This window comes from Luteibacter mycovicinus, assembly GCF_000745235.1.
Lineage (GTDB): Bacteria > Pseudomonadota > Gammaproteobacteria > Xanthomonadales > Rhodanobacteraceae > Luteibacter > Luteibacter mycovicinus.
Genome location: NZ_JQNL01000001.1, coordinates 2,165,942 through 2,184,120, shown reverse-complemented (window position 1 = coordinate 2,184,120; position 18,179 = coordinate 2,165,942). Strand labels below are relative to the sequence as shown.

The window sequence follows — 18,179 nt, the reverse complement described above, 5'->3', positions numbered from 1 at the left end:
CGTCAGAATCTCCTTTCCAGGTTGAGCATCACGCTGCGGGGCTCACCCCAGTTGGTGCGCGTCGAGGACGCGGTCACGAAGTAATGCCGGTCGAAGGCGTTCTTCACGTTGAGTCGGGCGCTCCAGGGGCCCGTGTCGTATAACAGCGCCGCATCCACCAGCACATAGCTCTTCATGATAAACGGGCGGCCGTAGATCGGGTCCACTTCCTCGGAGTTCGACGCGGGCCGGTCGCTCTGGTAATTCAGGCCCAGACCGACGCCGAAGCCGGCTAGCAGGCCTTCCTGCCACGTGTATTTCGACCACAGGTTGAGGTTGTGGCGGGGAATGCCCGCGAGCCGAGCGCCGACCGGCAGCGTGTTGTCCTCGGTGATCTCGGCCTTGGTGAACGCGTAGGCCGCGGTGAACTCGACACCGGCCTGGGGCTGCCAGGCGAGTTCGGCTTCCAGGCCACGGCTACGCTGCTCGCCGGTAATGACGTAGAAGTTGGGATGCAGGAAATCCTCGGTCGCCACGTTCTGCCGGGTCAGCTGGAACGCGGTGAACATGCCGCGCAGGCTGCCGTCGGGTCGCGCAATCTTGAGGCCGGCTTCGAAATCCTCACCGCGTTCCGGCGGAATATTGCCGCCGTCGAAGCGCGGATAGCCGCCCTGCGGACTGAACGACTTCGACCAGTTGGCGTAGAGCGCGCTGCTATCGGACAGCGCATACGTCACGCCGGCGCGGGGACTGAAGGCGCTGGTCTTCAGCTGATCCGCACCATTGCCATCGCGTGCGCGGTCGAAACGTCCGCCCGCCGTCACGGTCCACTTTTCACCGAACTGCACGTGATCCTGCACATAGACACCGGTCTGCCGCGTGTCGCTCGAGTACGGCGTGATGGCGATAGTCTCAGGGCCGGGAACGATGCCGTAAGTCGGTGCGTAGATGTCGAACGGATACGGGCCGTAGTCGAAGTTGTTGATGTCGCTCGACTGCCGGTGCCCATAGTCGATGCCGACCAGCAGAAGGTGATGCACATCACCGGTATTGAAGTCAGCCGAGAGGTTGGTGTCCACGCGCAGGTCGTGGGCGTGCTCGTCATAGGGGCCGTAGTAGAAACGATCGACGGTACGCATGTCCTCGTGGATGCCGCTGGTGAACAACCAGTGGTCCCACGTGTTGTGCGTGTCTTCGTAGCGGACGCCCTGGTGCATCGCGAAGGTATCGTTGAAACGATGGTCGAACATCCACCCCGCGCTATGTCGGTCACGCGTCTGCTCCGCGGGGTAATCGCGGTCGTTGACGGCACGGCTGCGGGGGATGCGGCCGTTCGGGTTGTACAGGATGGTGCCGTAGGCGGTGGTCGGAGACCACGGGTTGAGCTTGTCGTGCTGCCAGGTGCCCAGCAGAGTGAGGCTGGTGTCGCCGTCGATCTTCCAGGTCAGCGAGGGCGTGACGTACACCCGCTTCGCGCCCGAGCTGTCGACGAAGAAGTCCTGGTCGCGCCAGACCAGGTTGATCCGGCCCAGCCAGTCGCCGTCCTTGTCGAGCGGGCTGTTGGCGTCGAGGCGGGCCTCGCGATAGTCGTTCGAGCCCAGCCCGACGCCGATGTTGGCGAAGCGCTCATCGGTCGGCCGCTTGCTGACCATATTGACCAGTCCGGACAACGGTCCCTGGCCGTAGAGGCCCGAGGCCGGCCCTTTGACCACCTCGAGGCGCTCCAGCCCGGCAAGCTCGGAGGTCGCCATGCTGTCGTTGACCTGCAGGCCATCCAGATAGGTCGCCGACGAGGAAGCGTCGAATCCGCGGATATTGAAGCCGTCGAAGAAGCCATAGACGTCGCTGCGCGATACGCCGGCCACGTTGCGCAGGGCCTCGCCGATACGCAGCGCGCCCTGGTCCTCCAGCAACTGGCGAGGCACGACCGAGATCGCCTGCGCCGTCTGCAGCACCGGCAGGTCGACCTTGGTCGCCGTGCTGGCCTCGTCGATCACGTTGGCGGTGACGGCCACCTTGTCGAGGTCGGTGCTTCGCTTCTTCGCCCGGGTGTCGTCGTCGGCGTGGGCGGAAAACGCCGTACAGGCGGCAAGCGCCAGAACCAGAAGGCGTCGTAGCGGCAAACAATCACTGGCCCGCTCGATGAGAGCGGGTGCTGGAATAGACATCGGATAGCCCTTGCGTCGATGAAGCGCGACTGGCTACCCGATGAGGGAACGGGATGGCGGGAGCGCGGGGGTACTGATCCTCAGGATTTTACGCAAATACGAGCCATTCGCAATCTCTTGACGAAAGAGACCCCCAGTCTGCCCGTGTGGGTGGGTAGAGCGTAACTGTTGGGGTGTAACGTTCTTATACTCAACCGTCTCGCTGCATCGCCATAAATCTCTAATGAGCACGGTAATGCCTCGGTGAATGACTGCACCCGGCTAGCGCCTCGGCCGCGGCGTGCAACGAACGCGTCGTAACGAAGAACGATGAAGCACTTAAATCTCCTGGGACGAATCCCATGCAGCACGGAACTCATCTGTATTCCTTCGCCCAAAGCCCCGTCTGCAACCATCGTGGATGTCGAAGCCCCACGACCGGACTGTAGGCTTCCTGAGCCAGAAGAGCGACCCGGTTCACAAAATAACGTTATGTAGGCGAAACCCTACAAGTAATTGAGGCATAGGCCCACACGCCAGACGGGCGATGCCCGTGATAATCCGCGCATTAAGCGAATGCGACGGCAGCCACCTGCACAGCAGGTTCTCGATCTCCTCTACTGAGCAAGCAGGGACGGACTTATGTATAGGAAGCGCACTCATCATTCGGAGAGGATGGGAGCTCGGCGATGGATCCTGGTCGTGTGCGGGCTGATTGCGCAATGGGGCCTCGCCATGCCCAGCTACGCCTTGTCGGACACCAACGACTTTGGCCCACCTTACGCGTTCTACAGCCAAATTCCCGATGCCAAGCAGTACTCCTCACTGGACCAGATGATAAAGGTTGCCAGCACGTACCTCGCCGGGCAGGGAGCAACGGCGGGCTGCTACCTTTACGTCCAGAACCTTAATCCACATCAGAATTTTCAGAACTTTATCCTGGAGATGCAGTATCGCGATAACGTCACGCCGACGAGTTGCGCGGGTAATAACTTACCTTTGGCCGTGAACGTGACATTTCGCTCATACGATGTGGGGAAGAACGCTGGCGGATGTGACTGCGACAGCGGCAACGGACACGACGGGTCACCGTTGCGCTCCACGCCGCTCGAGGCTGACCCCATCAATACGGCCACTGGCAATAAATTCCTTCAGGAAACGGACTACCGTGGCGGATTGCAGGTACTAACGTTTCGCCGGTTCTACAACAGCCTGAGCGGCATGACATCGACCACACTCGGGTCATTGTGGCGTCACTCGTTCGATCGGTCGCTTAGATCGCTTTCGACGACGACGATCAACCTGTATCGGCCAGATGGCAGAGTCGAGCAATTCGTCAAAACAAACGGCATATGGGCGCCGGACGCCGACGTTGCCGACACGCTGACCGAACAGGACGATGCCAGTGGAACGGCTATCGGCTACTCAGTATTCCTGGCCGCCGTTCGCGAGACCGAAGCCTACTCGGCCTCGGGGCTGCTGCAATCGATTACCCCGCTTTCGGGCGCACCGACCACCTTTAACTACAGCGTGCCGAGTACGCCAGCAAGCGTCGCACCCGCTCCCGACCTCCTGATTTCCGCCGTAGCACCTGACGGCCGTGCGCTGCACTTTTTCTACGACGGCTCGAGCAGGCTAACGCAGGTTACCCTTCCCGACGGGGCATTGCTGAAGTACAGCTACGATGCATCCACAGGCGACCTAATAGGCGTCCAGTATCCCGACGGAAAGACCCGGCAATATCTCTATAACGAAACAGACCTCACCGGCGGCAAGAATCTCCCGGGCCTACTCACCGGGATACTGGATGAGACGGGAAAACGCTTCGAGAGCACGACGTATGACAGCAGCTCCCGGGCCCTGTCTTCCAGCCGGGCAGGCGGTGTCAACGCGTTGACCGTCACCTACGGTACGTCCACTTCGCTCCCCACTGTCAGTACGGTGACCACGGCCCTGGGCACGAAGACCAACCTCGGCTTTAAGAATATTCTCGGAACGCTAAAGGTTTCCGGTAGCTCGCAGCCATGCGGTGGCGGGTGCAATCAGCCTTGGCAGGCGCGCACGTACGATACACGCGGCTACCCAGCAAGTGCCAAGGACTTTAACGGCGCCGTGACCACGACAACTTACGATGCCCAAGGGCTTCTCACACGACAAGTCGAAGCAGCCGGAACTGATGCACAGCGAAATACCAGCATGACCTGGGAGACGGTGCATCGCGTACCGCTGACCCAGGCGGTGTCCAACGCCGACGGCAACGTCGTATCCAAGCAGGCATGGGCATACAACGCACGCGGGCAAGTCACCGCGGAATGCGCCATCGATCCTTCCGTGACGGTCACCTATGCATGCGGCAGTCAGGCGCATGCACCAAAGGGTATCCGCCAGGTCAAGTACACCTACTGTGATGCGACGGACGCGACGCAATGTCCCCGCGTAGGCCTTTTGCTGACCGTGGACGGCGCCCGTACCGATATCACGGACTTGACCCGCTTCAGCTACTTTCTGACATCCGATGAGTCCGGTTGCGCGGCGCTCGGCGGTGCCTGCCATCGCGCCGGGGACCCCGCAACGATCACGGACGCTGCCGGGCTGGTGACCAGCTACCTCAGTTACGACAAGGCGGGACGTCTTGCCCGGGCGAAGTCCGCTGATGGCGTGATCACTGATTACAGCTATACCCCTCGTGGCCAGCTTGCCACGACGGTCGTACGTGCGCTGAGCACCGGCGTCGCGTCAGGTGCCGATGCGACGACGCACATCGCGTACACGCCTGACGGTGCGGTCCGGACGGTGACCGATCCCGATGGCATCGTCACCACCTACGCCTATGACGATGCCCATCGTCTGACCGATATCACCGATGGACTGGGTCGTCGTATGCATTACACGCTGGATGCGGCAGGCAACGCGACCAAAGCGCAGTCCATTACCGCCGCGGGCACCGTGGTCAAGTCCACATCCCGGTCCTTCAACACGCTGGGTCAGTTGACGGCGATCATCGACGGGCTCGGCCGCGCCGTGTTCTCGGCGACCGACAGCGATAGCTATGACGGGAACGGCAATCTCGTCCACAGCCGCGACGCGCTCGGCATCCAGCAGAAGCAGGTATTCGACGGGCTCAATCGCCTGGTCAGCACCTTGCAGAACTACCAGGGTACGGACACGGCGACCAGAGACAGCCAATCCGTGAGCACGTACGATGCCATCGATCGGGTGACCGGTTTCAGCGACCCGGGCGGACTCAATACATACTACGACCGCGACGGCCTGGGTAACGTCACTGGCCTGCGCAGCCCCGATACCGGCACCACATCGAATACCTTCGACGTCGCCGGCAACCGCCTTACGTCCACCGATGCCACGGGCAACGCGCGGGCTATGACCTATGATGCCCTCGGTCGTCCGCTCACGGTGACCTTCGCCGATAGCAGTAAGTCGATCCAGTACAAGTACGATGACGCCGACACGGCGACGGGCTGCACGGGTAGCCACGGGAAGGGTCATATGACTCGCATCATCGAAGCGAATGGCGGCATCGTCTGGTGCTACGACGGTCGAGGGAACGTGCTGATGAAGCAGCAGGCCGTGGGTGCCGCGACGACGACGACCGCGTACACATGGACGCCGGCAAACCGCCTGAAGTCCATCACCACAGCCAACGGCACGCTGATCGCCTACACTCGCGATGGCGATGGCAGCATCATCACCGTGACCGCTACACCGAAGGGTGGCGTCGCCACCACGATCGCCAGCAGCGTCGTCTACAAGTCGTTCGGTCCGATCGCGTCGCTGAAACTCGGCGACGGCCAGGTCGTCACCTATAGCTACGACGCGACCGGCGCCCTGACCGACATTGTCAGTACCGCGTTCACTCTGCACATGAAGCGTGACGCGATGGGCAACCTCACCGCCATCGGCAACGCCGCGGGCGTGGCCACGCCGACCGAGACCTACGGCTACGATTCGCTCTATCGGCTGACTGGCGTGACCGGGAGCAGCGGTAACGCCATCGAGGCATACACCTACAACAAGACCGGCGACCGCTTGAGCAAGACGGCGCCGGGCTTGCTCACGGGGACATACAGCTTCGCCAGCGGCACCCACCAGCTCACCGGTATCGGCACCACCACCCGCACAGTGGATGCCCGAGGCAACACCACGAGCAGTCACCTGGCGAGCGGGACCGACGTCTACGGCTACGACCAGCGCAACCGACTGACCAGCGTCACGCGTGATGGCACGGTCGTCGGCAGCTACGTACTGAATGCACTGGACCAGCGCGTCCAGAAGACGGCTAAGGGAAGCACCACGCGCTTCGATTACGACGAAGGCAGCCAGCTGCTGTCGGAAAGCAGCGGGACTGCGGCCAGAGACTACATCTGGCTCGGTACCCTGCCGGTGGGCGTGGTGGATGTCAGCGGTAGCAGCACATCGGTCGCCTTCGTGCATGCCGATGGCCTGGGCACGCCGCGAAGCGTCACGAACGCCAGCGGGACGGTACTCTGGCAGTGGCCGTATGCGAGCAATCCGTTCGGGGAGAAGGCGCCGACCTCGGCGGTGGGATACGGGTTGAATCTGCGATTTCCCGGACAGTACTTTGACGCCGAGAGTGGGTTGAATTACAACTTGAACCGCGACTATGAGGCCACGACGGGTCGCTACGTACAGAGTGACCCTATTGGTCTGAATGCCGGTAGCTCGACCTACGCCTATACGCTGAACGATCCTCTAGCAATGGTCGACCCGAATGGACATGACGCTATCGTGCTCATCGATCCGAGCGCGGCCATGATATTCGGCCGAACTGCAGGGCACGAAGCCATTCTTGTCGGGAGCGATAAGTCAGGATGGAGCTACTATTCCAAGCAAGGAAGACGCGACGGCGTTCAATACGATGTAATGAGAAATTACAACAAGTTATCCGACTTCGAGTCGACATGGGGCAGTGACTATCCGATGCAGTATGGCGTCCCTACTACGTCCGAAGCAGATGCGACAATGAACGACTGGGCACGTAAGAACATCGGTCGGCCCTACAACGCGCTTCGCTTCAATTGTGGTGATTTTGTCAACGGAGTACTGAAGGCCGGTGGCCAGCACCCTTACGAAAATCATTTACTCCCTACCATTCCAAACAAAATGCTCAACAACTTAGGCTCCTTGGGTGACGACGTCTATTACCCTGGCCCAGACTACTATCCAAGCGAGAAGCTCCAGACTCGCATGTGGGGCGAACCTTGAAAACGTCGAAACTAACAGCAGCCTGGCTTGGGTTCTTCCTGGCACACCTTGCAGGATCGGTTATTACCGGCCTGAATTCCGTGAGTTGCTACGCCGAGTGTGACCAAAAGAATTGGTTGAACAATCTTTTTAGCGTCCCGCTGACGTTTCTCCCCATCGAGCGCATCAGCAGGGTTTTCGATCCTGCGGTAGTCATCATCGCCGCGATAATCACCAACTCGATGCTGGTATCGAGCATCGTAGTTGGTGCATGGAAGCTGGGGCGTAAGCTTTCTAAACACCGCGCAGAGACTTAGCTTCAAGAATCACACGCTACATTTGACGCGACCGGAGTGAGAGCGATTTATGATTGCGTCAAATTCGCAAAGCATCGGCCCGACGCACGTTCAGCTATAACAAGACGGGCGGTCGGCTGACCAAGACCCTTCCGGGGCTGGCCAAGAGTACTTACGGCTATCAGACCAGCACGCAATGGGCCATCGGCGCAGGCGCGGGCGTCTCCTTCTGTCGGGGTTTGCTGTAACCGTGGCTTTGTTCGCCGCGTCCGTGGCAGTTATGCTTTGGCAAGCCGCCAAGTCGTTGTTCGACGGAGGTTTGATCAGATAGATCCAAGCCCTATTTTCCCAATCGGCAGCCCGGTCTCAATCTTGGACACATTCCTTCTCTGGCTGCCTGCGGTCGACGCCACCCGGCGGCTGGGCAATGATGAGCCACGGCTTGTCTGCCCGAGTTATCAACGACAGCAGGTGTCAGAGATGAGCTACTTCGTTTTTTACCCAACAGCGATGATGATCTGGATAAGCGGCGCGCTGAATTCTGGTTGAGGAAGGCAGCCGCAGCTGGCGATAAACATGCCAGGAGCGAACTCGAGGGTCTCGAGAAGACACGACACGTGAAATAACGCCTGCCGGCAGGTGGCTGCGTCTTCCGCCACGTGCACGCTAACGCCACAGGATCTTGCGAAACCGGACGCGATTCGTCATCATGGTAATGAGAGTCGTTCGCATTAGTGGCGACGACATCCAGCCACGGACCCAAGCTCATGACCCTTCCTTCGAAGGCGCTGCCTCTGCTCATCGCAGGGGTACTGGCGTCGCATGCCTCGTTCGCTCAGGACACCGCCCGCAGCGACAAGGCTGTTCAGCTCGACGCCGTCGACGTGCACGGGGTGAGGGTGGACGAAGGCTACGCCCGGCAGGACGCCTCCGGCGCGACCAAGACCGACACGCCGATCATCGAGACCCCCCAGGCGATCTCCGTGATCTCGAACACGCAGATGATCGACCAGGGCGTGCTGACGGTGCAGGATGCGCTGCGTTACTCCGCAGGCGTACGCTCGGACGCTTACGGCGTGGACAGCCGCGGCGACGACGCCTTCGTCCGTGGCACATCGTTTACGCAATATCTGGACGGCCTCCGTCAGGCGCTTGGGTCTAGCTACGCCCGTACGGAGCCCTATTTTCTCGACCGCATCGAAGTGGTCCGCGGCCCGTCGTCGGTCCTCTACGGACAAGGCACCACCGGCGGCCTGATCGGTCTGACCTCGAAGCGTCCCCAGTTCACGGCGGCGCATGAAGTGCAGGTGCAGCTGGGAAACCATGCGCGCAAGCAGACGGCCTTCGACTTCACCGGTCCCCTCGACGCCGCCGGGCACTGGGCGTATCGCCTGATCGGTGTGTTGCGCGATGCGGACACCCAGATCGACCACGTATCCGACGACCGTCGCGCCATCGCACCGTCGATCACCTGGCAGCCGGACGCGAACACGCGCTGGAGCCTTCTGGTCAATCTCCAGTTCGACCGCAACGGCTCGTCACTGAACTTCCTGCCGCATGCGGGCACCTTGCTGCCCAATCCGAACGGGCGCATTCCGACGAATCGCTTCGTCAGCGAGCCGGGCTTCGATCGCTACGATACCGATCAGCGCTCGGTATCGTCGTTCTTCGAACATCGCTTCAACGACGCGTGGAAGTTCGTGCAGAACGCGCGGTACTCGCACGACAACGTCGACTATCGCTCGCTCTACCCGAACGTCTATTCGAACCCTGCGTACCCGTTCCTCGACGACGACCAGCGCACCGTGTCGCGATACAGCTATGTCGCCATCAGCCGGCACAAGCGTCTGGTCACCGACACCCATGCGGAAGGGGATTTCGATACGGGAAGCATGCATCACCGTGTCCTGTTCGGCCTCGATATCAGCTATTCGCACACCGATAGCGCGCAGGGCAACGGCCTCGACGCCACGCCCTTCGATCTCTATGCGCCGGTCTACCACAACGGTTTCGTGCCGCCCGATGTTTTCCCTGTCGCATCGAGCCACACCCGTCAGACCGGCCTCTACGTCCAGGATCAGATCAACTGGGGCGATCACTGGATCGGTACCGTCGGCGTGCGTCACGACCGTGCGACGCTGACGACCGGCGGCAGCCGCTCCGTGGACAACGCGACCACGTCACGCTTCGGTCTCATGTACCGGTTCGACAGCGGGATTGTGCCGTACGTCAGCTACACCGAATCGTTCCAGCCGCTGGATAGTCTCGACTTCTACAACCGGCCCTATGAGCCCCTGCGCGGCAAGCAGTACGAGGCCGGCCTGAAGTACCAGCCTGTCGGCGGATCGACGCTGATCACGGCAACGTATTTCGATCTGCGCGAGGAAAATCGACTCGCACCGGATCCGCAGAATCCCCTGAACCAGATACAGGCGGGGCGGGCGAAGACGCGCGGCGTCGAACTGGAAGGTAACTCGCGGATCGGCAATCATGTCGACCTGATCGGCACGTACACCTGGACCAGGGCGCGTCCCGACGATGGCACGATCGTCGCGGGTCTGCCGAAGACCCAGGCATCGGCGTGGGGCGTCTATCACGTGAACGCGGCCGACAGCGACGGCTTCAGCTTCGGCATCGGTGCGCGTTACATCGGTACCAACTACGACGAGACGGGCACGCTCGTGGTTCCCCACAAGACCCTGTTCGACGCGATGGTCGCGTACACGCAGGGCCCATGGCGTTTCTCCGTCAACGCGGCCAACGTCACCGACCAGGTTTACAACGCCTCATGCCTCGCGCGCGGCGACTGCTTCTACGGTCCGCGCCGCAGCATCATGGGAAGTGCCAGCTACCGGTTCTGATGGCATCCGGACGGCCGAAACGTTATGGTCGTCCGCTCTCCGTACAGACGAACGGGGTGCCAAGCTGTGGATTTGCTTGATGGTCAGCGTGATGAGGCCAACATCAGCCATGATGGGACTTTGGAGGGCGGGCTGAACCTGAAAACCGCCTGGTCGAGCCCCAATCAAGGCAAGCAGTTGCACGAGCCGCGGGTCGCGCAACCTCTCCCAAATCGCAAAATCACGGCTGCGCTGGCGATGCTTTCAACATGATGTCCAGCTCGAAGTGCCTGGCATCGGCACCCGGTTGTGTCTCGAAGCTCAGCATCACATCCCGCCCTTCCTGCCGATTCGTCCACCGATGCTTCCCCGCCGCCTTCCACAATCCACTCTTCCGGGCACCCGCATCCAGCCGGTCGAGCAACTCCGCCGCTGGCGTCGCCGTCTCCACGTGATATCGCGAGACCCACTGATCGAGATCGCCCGTCGACACGTACTCATCGAACTTCGCGTCCTTCGGCCACTCGACCCCCGCCTGAAGTAGCTTCTTGGTCAGGAAGCGATCTGCCATCCGTGACCGCACAAACCCACCGTCGGACTTCCAGTCGTATTCCAGGCGCATGGCGACGGTACGTGCCTCATCGGTACCGCGAACCCTGGCGACGACATGCAACGCCGCGTCGATGCCGGACGAAAGGCCGGCCGACGTGATCAGCTTGCCGTTATCGGCCCAGCGCACATCGCGGATCACATCGATCTTCGGAAAGGCGGCCGCCAGCTCATCGATCCGCGGCGTAAAGGTCGTGGCCTTGTCGCCGTCGAGCAGCCCCGTTGCGCCGAGAATGAAGGCGCCCGTGCATACGGAGAGCACCTGCCGTGCGGGCACCGAACGCTGCCGGATGAACTCAAGCACGCGTGGATCCTTCTGGGCATCCTCGACGTCGCCACCAGGGATCAGCAACACGTCGAACGGCGGCGCCGTGGCGAAGCTCGCATCGGGCGTGACCTTTAGCCCCATCGCCGTCGTCACGGGCTTGCCATCCGGCGATACGGTAACCACGCCGAAGCCCGCCGTACCGAAAACCTCGTAAGGGCCTGCGAAATCGATGATCTGCACGCCATCGAACAGTACGATGCCAACCCGGACCGGCGGCGCGGACCCGTGCGGTTCGTGCGACGCGAGCGCGGGCAGGGCGAAGAACATGGCGAGCAAGGGCAGCAGGCGGCGCATGGGCGGATCCTCCGTGAACGATGCCGCACGCTAAAACGTTTCTGGGTGCTTTTGCGGACATGGAACCCGCGCAAACGGTCACTTAGCCGCGAAGCGCGCCCGGTACTCGGCCGGCGTGCTACCCAGCCGGCGGACGAAAGCCCGGCGCATCGCCTCGTCGGAAGGAAACCCGCACTCGTCGGCGACACGCTTGATGTCCTTGCCGGTGCTCTCGAGCAGGGGCTTTGCCGCTTCGACGCGCAAGCGCTCGATGTACTTCAGCGGTGTCACGTCGAAGTGCGCACCAAACCGGCGCGTGAACTGGCGAGGGCTCATGTGCAACCGATCGGCGAGTATCCCGACATCGAGTCGCCTGCGCAGGTTTTCGCCGATCCATGACGCCAGCGACGCGAAGTGCTCCGGCTGTTCCAGTGCATGCAGTTGTTCGCTGAACTGGCTTTGCCCGCCCGAGCGCTTGTTGGCCATGACCATGCGCCGCGCGACTTTCAGCGCCAGCGTGGCACCGTGGTCGGCGCTGACCATCGCCAGCGCCAGGTCCATCCCCGTCGTGATTCCCGCCGAAGTCCAGATATGGCCGTCGCGCGTGTAAATCGCGTCCGGCAACACGCGCACGGCAGGATAGCGGTCGCGCAGCTCGGGGATGTCGCTCCAGTGGGTGGTCGCCTCCCGGCCGTCAAGCAGGCCTGCCTCGGCGAGCAGCAGGGCGCCGCTGCAGATCGAGGCAACGCGGGGCACCCGTTGCGCCGCCTCGTGCAGCCATGTCACCAGGTTCGTGTCGGCGCGCACCCGCTCGACGGCGTCACCCATGCCGCCGCAGACCAGCAAGGTATCGGTTTCGTTGGGCATATCGCGGTAGTGGGTATCCGGCAGCAGGCGCATGCCGGATGCCAGTTCCACGGGCTTGTCCGTCGCGGCCAACACCTGCGTGCGATACAGCGGCGCACGTCCGGGCTCGTCATCCTGGGCCTGGCGGCTGGCCAGCGCGAACACCTCAAGGGGGCCGCTGATGTCCAGCGACTGCGCCTGAGGGTAGACGAGCATGCAGATGGTGCGGGGAGCGGCGGACATACGTACGTTTTCATTCCGTGGGCGGATCACGGTAAACGATACCTCCGATGGCATCCGGACGGCCGAAACGTTATGGTCGTCCGCTCTGCACAGACGAACGGGGTACTCGGCATGCGGTTAGCTCAATGGGTTGGGGGTGCGGTGCTCGCCGCGTGCATGTCCACGGCGGCATTCGCCGCTCCACCGCCGGGACACGCCGGCAACCCCGTCTTCCCCGGCTGGTACGCCGACCCCGAAGCCGCGATCTTCGATCATCAGTACTGGATCTACCCGACCACGTCGCTGAAGTACGCGCAGCAGACCGGCTTCGACGCGTTCTCGTCCCCGGACCTGGTGCACTGGACGAAGCACAGCAGCGTGCTGGCGATGAAAGACATCCCCTGGGCGAAGAAGGCGCTGTGGGCGCCCGCGCTGGTCGAGAAAGGCGGCAAGTACTATTTCTTCTTCGCCGCCAACGACATCCAGAACGACAACGAGGTCGGTGGCATCGGCGTGGCCGTCGCCGACAAGCCCGACGGTCCGTTCAGGGATCTGCTCGGCAAGCCCTTGATCGACAAGTTCCATAACGGCGCGCAGCCGATCGATCAGTTCGTCTTTCATGACGACGACGGCACCTACTACATGATCTACGGCGGCTGGAAGCACGCGAACATCGTGAAGCTGAGGCCGGATTTCACCGGCGTCGAGCCGATGGCCGATGGCACGACCTTCAAGGAAATCACGCCCGCGCCCGAGTACGTCGAAGGCCCGCTGATGTTCAAGCGCAACGGCAAGTACTACTTCATGTGGTCGGAAGGTGGCTGGACCGGGCCCGACTATTGCGTCGCCTACGCGATCGGCGACTCCCCGACAGGTCCATTCAAGCGTATCGGCAAGATTCTGGAGCAGGATCCGAAGATCGCCACCGGCGCCGGGCATCATTCCGTGTTTCACGTCGCAGAAGACGACAGCTGGTACATCGTCTATCACCGCCATCCGCTCGGCGATACCAACGGCAACCATCGCGTGACCAGCATCGACGAGATGCACTTCGACAAGGACGGTCACATCCTGCCAGTGAAGATGACCAACGAAGGCGTGACCGCCAAGCCGCTGCGCTGACGCAGCGGCTTGGCCGGGACCGGCCGATGGAGTCGGCATAAAGCGCGGCACATAACGGGCGCGATGTGCCGGTCCCCCGTCACGCCGCAAGAAGTTTCTGCAAAAACACCTCCTCTCGCGGAATGCACGGCTCCCGATTCGGCGTAATCTGTCGCCCGACATCTGATCAAGCCAGTGGACGCGAGCGTCCACCCAGCCGAGGGGAAGGGGACATGTACACGCTGCGCGTGAATGGTGAGGATCGGCAGGCCGACGTGCCACCCGATATGCCGTTGCTCTGGGTGCTGCGCGACGTGGTGGGACTGACCGGCACGAAGTTCGGTTGCGGCATCGCGCAGTGCGGCGCGTGCACGGTGCACCTCGATGGGCAGCCGGTCCGCTCCTGCCAGATGCCCGTGTCGGCCGTGGGCGACCGCGCCGTCACGACGATCGAGGCGATCGGCGCGACACCCGAAGGCGCGAAGGTGCAGCAGGCCTGGCTGGCGGTCGACGTCGTGCAATGCGGTTACTGCCAGTCCGGACAGATCATGTCCGCCGCGGCGTTGCTCGCGCGCACACCGAACCCCAGCGATCGCGACATCGATGCTGCGATGGCCGGCAATATCTGCCGGTGCGGCACGTACGTGCGCATCCGCGAGGCCATCAAGCAGGCGGCGACGGGACTGCCGCAAGGGTTGCAGGTCATCGTCGACGGGAGTACGCCATGACTGCCTCCCCTCACGACGAGCACGGGATCGATCCGCGGCGCCGCTCGGCGCTGAAGCTCGCAGGCGGTGGTCTCGCCGTGGCCTTCCTGTGGACGGCCGGGCTCGGTCCCGCGGTCGCGCAGATGAATCCCCGACGCCAACCGGCGGATGACGCGGCGGCCGCGGCCGATGGCCATCCGACGTTCGCACCCAACGCGTTCATCCGGATCGACGCCGATGGGCGCATCCGCCTCGTCATGCCCACGGTCGAAATGGGGCAGGCGATCTACACGGGCATTTCGATGATGCTCGCCGAGGAGCTCGGCGTCGGCCTGGATCAGATCACCGTCGAACATTCGATTCCCAGTGATGCGCTGTACGGTCAGGTCTTGCTTGGGGGCGGCCAGATCACCGGCGGCTCCACGAGCACGCGCGGACAGTGGCAGTCGTTGCGCGAAGCGGGTGCGGTGGCGCGCGAGATGCTTGTAGCCGCCGCCGCGGCGCAGTGGCACGTGGATGCGGCCAGCTGTTCGGTGGCCCGCGCCACCATCACGCACGTGCCGTCGGGTCGCACCCTCGGATTCGCGGCGGTGGCGGAAGCCGCCGGCAAACTGCCGCAGCCAGCGACCGTCACACTGAAAGACCCCAAAGACTTCACCGTGATCGGCAAGCCGCTGCGTCGCGTGGACTCGCCGGATAAGGTGAACGGCGGTACGCAGTTCGGCATCGACGTCAAAGTGCCGGGCATGAAATATGCCGCCGTACGTACCAGCCCGGAACTCGCCGGTACGCTCGGTGCCGTCGATGAGACGAAGGCACGCGCCGTGCCCGGGGTCATCGATGTGATCAGGCTGGCCGATGCCGTGGCCGTGGTGGGTGAGCACTACTGGGCCGCACATCGTGGCCTCCAGGAACTCACGATCGAATGGCGCCACGGCGTCAACGAGAAACTCGATACCGCCACGCTCATCGCCGCCTTGCAGGAAAGCTCGCGCAAAGGCCCCGCCCTGGTCGGGCGCAAGCCGAAGGGCGAGGCGGGCGCGGGTGGCAAGGCGGTGGAGATGACCTTCGTATCGCCCATGCTGGCGCACGCGCCGATGGAGCCGCTCAACGCCACCGTGCACGTCACGCCCGGCAAGTGCGAGATCTGGACGGGCACACAGGTTCCGACGCGCGCGCAGAAGGAAGCCGCGCGCATCTGCGGCATCCCGCTCGACGCGGTGACGGTGAACAACCAGTACCTCGGCGGCGGTTTCGGCCGTCGCCTCGAAACCGACCAGGTAGAACAGGCCGTGGCCTTCGCGAAGCAGGTGGCCTACCCGCTCAAGGTCATCTGGAGTCGCGAGGAAGACATCCGTCATGACCGCGTGCGGCCGCTGTACTTCGACCGCATCTCGGCCACGCTGGATGGCGATGGCCGCCCGACCTCGTGGAAGCATCGCATCACCAGTGGCACGGTACTTGGGCGCTGGGCGCCCGGTGGCATGGGCAAGGACGGCATGGACAGCGACGCCATCGAGTCCGCGGCCGATCTGCCTTACGAGATGGACAACGTGCTCGTCGAGTGGGTCCGCCACGACATGCCGCCCGGGCTCGTCGTCGGCTGGTGGCGTGGCGTCGGTCCGACGCACAACCTTTTCATCGTCGAGAGCTTCATCGATCAGCTCGCTCACACCTCGGGCAAGGACCCGCTGGCGTACCGGCGTTCGCTGATGAAGCCCGGTTCACGGCCGCTGGGCGTGCTGGATCTCGCCGCCGGGAAGATCGGCTGGGGCGGCCAGCCGTTACCGGCGCGGGTCGGACGCGGTATCGCTGTGGCGTCGCCGTTCGGTAGCCACGTCTGCGCGATCGTCGAGGTCGAGGTGACGGCACAGGGCCAGGTCCACCTGCGACGCGCCGTGGTCGCCGTCGACGTGGGTATCGCCATCAATCCGAGTTCCGTGCAGGCGCAGGTGCAGGGTGGTCTGTTGTTCGGCCTCAGCGCCGCCCTGTTCAACGGCATCACCCTCAAAGACGGCATGATCGAGCAGAGCAACTTTCACGACTACCGCACGCTGCGCATCAACGAAGTACCGAACGTCGAGGTCTATACGGTCGCCAGCGGGGAGTCGCCGGGAGGACTGGGCGAAGTCGGTACGGCGATCGCCGCGCCGGCCCTGGCCAACGCGATCTTCGCTGCCACCGGCGTGCGTCTGACGGAGTTGCCGGTCTCGCGCACCTCGCTCGCCGCATCGGCGGATGCGCTCAAACGTGTCGCGGATGCGGGAACCGGCAAGGAGGGCGTCGCATGAAGCGCTTCTTTCTGCTGATCGTCGTCGTCCTGATCATCGGAGCGGTGGCCTATGTCGCGCTCAATCGCACCGATCCGGCCGATGGCACCGCTCCGGTGCTCGCCGGTGCGCCCTTGAACGCCGATCCCGTCGCACGCGGCGAGTATCTGGCGCGCGCGGCCGATTGCATCGCCTGTCATACGGTGCCGGAAACCGGTAAACCCTTCGCGGGAGGCCTGCCCTTCAAGCTGCCGTTCGGCACGATCTACTCTTCCAACATCACCGCCGACGTCGAGACAGGCATCGGCGGCTGGAGCGACGACGACTTCGTGCGTGCGGTCCGCGAGGGCATACGCAAGGACGGCAAGCATCTCTATCCCGCCTTCCCGTACACCGCGTACACGCAGCTGAGCCGTGCCGATGTGCTGGCGATCAAGGCCTACCTGTTCACCTTGCCCAGGGTGCGCCAGCCGGAACGTCCGAATGATCTCGGCTTTCCGTTCAACCAGCGCTGGGCGATGGGTTTCTGGAATGCCGCGTTCTTCCGCAGCGAACGCTTCGAGAACGATCCCTCGCGATCGCCGGCGTGGAACGCGGGTGCCTATCTCGCCGGACCGCTCGGTCACTGCGCGGAATGCCATACGCCACGTAACGTCGGTTTCGGGCTGAAGCATGGCGAGTCGCTGGCTGGTGCGGAACTGCAAGGCTGGCGCGCGTGGAACATCACCTCGGACGCCACGCACGGCATCGGCAAGTGGAGCGACGAGGCGCTGACGCAGTATCTGCGTACCGGCCACGCGGATGGCCATGCGTCGGCCATGGGGCCGATGGGCGAGGCGGTCGCGCACAGCCTGCAGTTCCTGAAACCGGAAGACACGGCGGCGCTCGTCGCCTGGCTGCGCACGGTGCCTGCGCGCGAGGGCGATGACCCGGTGGTCGTCGACCCGTCGCCCAAAGCCGTACTCGCGTCCAGTGCGGCCGCGCCTGGCGGAGACGATGAAACGGCCGACGCGGACGGTCTGCGCCTGTTCGAAGGTGCGTGTGCCAGCTGCCATCAATGGAATGGCGCCGGACAGCAGACGTCGTACGCCAGCCTCGTCGGTACGCGTGGCGTCAATGACCCCAGCGGGCGGAACGTCACCCAGGCGATCCTGCACGGCGTGACGATGCGGATCGGCGAAACGGATGTCTACATGCCGGCCTTCGGTCACGCGTACAGCGATCCGGAGGTAGCCGCCCTGGCCAACTACGTCATCCGTCATTTCGGCGGAAAACAGGGTCAGGTGACCGCGGAGGACGTCGCCAGACGCCGGGCACTTTAGGCCCGGCGCCTCCAGG

General features: G+C 63.1%; 10 protein-coding genes. 7 read left to right on the top strand and 3 right to left on the bottom strand.

All coding sequences use genetic code 11. From position 1 onward, the window contains the following. Positions 1 to 2: 2 nt before the first annotated feature. Entirely contained in the window at positions 3 to 2,147 is a 2,145-nt protein-coding gene (locus tag FA85_RS09785; protein WP_081907283.1) for a TonB-dependent siderophore receptor, read from the bottom strand. 681 nt (positions 2,148 to 2,828) lie between these two features. Here FA85_RS09785 and FA85_RS09780 point away from each other — a divergent pair. From FA85_RS09780 to FA85_RS09775, 3 genes are all read left to right on the top strand, one after another. After that, positions 2,829 to 7,370 carry an RHS repeat-associated core domain-containing protein gene (locus FA85_RS09780; RefSeq protein WP_197056515.1) on the top strand — a complete coding sequence of 1,514 codons (4,542 nt, stop codon included), beginning with the start codon at positions 2,829 to 2,831 and terminating at the stop codon, positions 7,368 to 7,370. Further along, on the top strand, positions 7,367 to 7,666 hold the full coding sequence (locus FA85_RS21880) for a hypothetical protein (protein ID WP_156110289.1): 300 nt from the start codon (positions 7,367 to 7,369) through the stop codon (positions 7,664 to 7,666). Before FA85_RS09780 ends, FA85_RS21880 begins: the two co-directional genes overlap by 4 nt. 746 nt (positions 7,667 to 8,412) lie before the next feature. Beyond that, complete coding sequence (locus tag FA85_RS09775; protein ID WP_036109195.1) at positions 8,413 to 10,506, top strand: TonB-dependent siderophore receptor; 2,094 nt, start codon at positions 8,413 to 8,415, stop codon at positions 10,504 to 10,506. 220 nt (positions 10,507 to 10,726) lie between these two features. Here FA85_RS09775 and FA85_RS20885 read toward each other — a convergent pair whose 3' ends face one another. Together FA85_RS20885 and FA85_RS09765 are read right to left on the bottom strand one after the other, a co-directional pair. Further along, complete coding sequence (locus tag FA85_RS20885) at positions 10,727 to 11,716, bottom strand: DJ-1/PfpI family protein (protein ID WP_051943162.1); 990 nt, start codon at positions 11,714 to 11,716, stop codon at positions 10,727 to 10,729. 78 nt (positions 11,717 to 11,794) lie between these two features. Next, positions 11,795 to 12,784 (bottom strand): GlxA family transcriptional regulator, encoded by a 990-nt coding sequence (locus tag FA85_RS09765; RefSeq protein ID WP_036109198.1) that lies wholly within the window; start codon positions 12,782 to 12,784, stop codon positions 11,795 to 11,797. A 111-nt stretch (positions 12,785 to 12,895) separates the two neighbouring features. On the opposite strand from FA85_RS09765, the gene FA85_RS09760 reads away from it, so the two are divergent. From FA85_RS09760 to FA85_RS09745, 4 genes are all read left to right on the top strand, one after another. After that, positions 12,896 to 13,885, top strand: coding sequence for a glycoside hydrolase family 43 protein (locus tag FA85_RS09760; protein WP_036116904.1), 990 nt, complete (start codon positions 12,896 to 12,898; stop codon positions 13,883 to 13,885). A 212-nt stretch (positions 13,886 to 14,097) separates the two neighbouring features. After that, positions 14,098 to 14,592, top strand: coding sequence for a (2Fe-2S)-binding protein (locus FA85_RS09755; protein ID WP_036109200.1), 495 nt, complete (start codon positions 14,098 to 14,100; stop codon positions 14,590 to 14,592). Beyond that, positions 14,589 to 16,862 (top strand): xanthine dehydrogenase family protein molybdopterin-binding subunit, encoded by a 2,274-nt coding sequence (locus tag FA85_RS09750; protein WP_036109202.1) that lies wholly within the window; start codon positions 14,589 to 14,591, stop codon positions 16,860 to 16,862. Before FA85_RS09755 ends, FA85_RS09750 begins: the two co-directional genes overlap by 4 nt. Beyond that, positions 16,859 to 18,163, top strand: a complete 1,305-nt coding sequence (locus tag FA85_RS09745) for a c-type cytochrome (protein WP_036109206.1) — start codon at positions 16,859 to 16,861, stop codon at positions 18,161 to 18,163. The genes FA85_RS09750 and FA85_RS09745 overlap by 4 nt, the downstream gene beginning before the upstream one ends. Positions 18,164 to 18,179: the final 16 nt, after the last annotated feature.

Bases quoted from the DNA above. Each gene is read 5' to 3' on its own strand.
- FA85_RS09785 (WP_081907283.1), bottom strand. From the start codon at position 2,147: ATGTCTATTCCAGCACCCGCTCTCATCGAGCGGGCCAGTGATTGTTTG.
- FA85_RS09775 (WP_036109195.1), top strand. From the start codon at position 8,413: ATGACCCTTCCTTCGAAGGCGCTGCCTCTGCTCATCGCAGGGGTACTG.
- FA85_RS20885 (WP_051943162.1), bottom strand. From the start codon at position 11,716: ATGCGCCGCCTGCTGCCCTTGCTCGCCATGTTCTTCGCCCTGCCCGCG.
- FA85_RS09765 (WP_036109198.1), bottom strand. From the start codon at position 12,784: ATGTCCGCCGCTCCCCGCACCATCTGCATGCTCGTCTACCCTCAGGCG.
- FA85_RS09760 (WP_036116904.1), top strand. From the start codon at position 12,896: ATGCGGTTAGCTCAATGGGTTGGGGGTGCGGTGCTCGCCGCGTGCATG.
- FA85_RS09755 (WP_036109200.1), top strand. From the start codon at position 14,098: ATGTACACGCTGCGCGTGAATGGTGAGGATCGGCAGGCCGACGTGCCA.
- FA85_RS09750 (WP_036109202.1), top strand. From the start codon at position 14,589: ATGACTGCCTCCCCTCACGACGAGCACGGGATCGATCCGCGGCGCCGC.
- FA85_RS09745 (WP_036109206.1), top strand. From the start codon at position 16,859: ATGAAGCGCTTCTTTCTGCTGATCGTCGTCGTCCTGATCATCGGAGCG.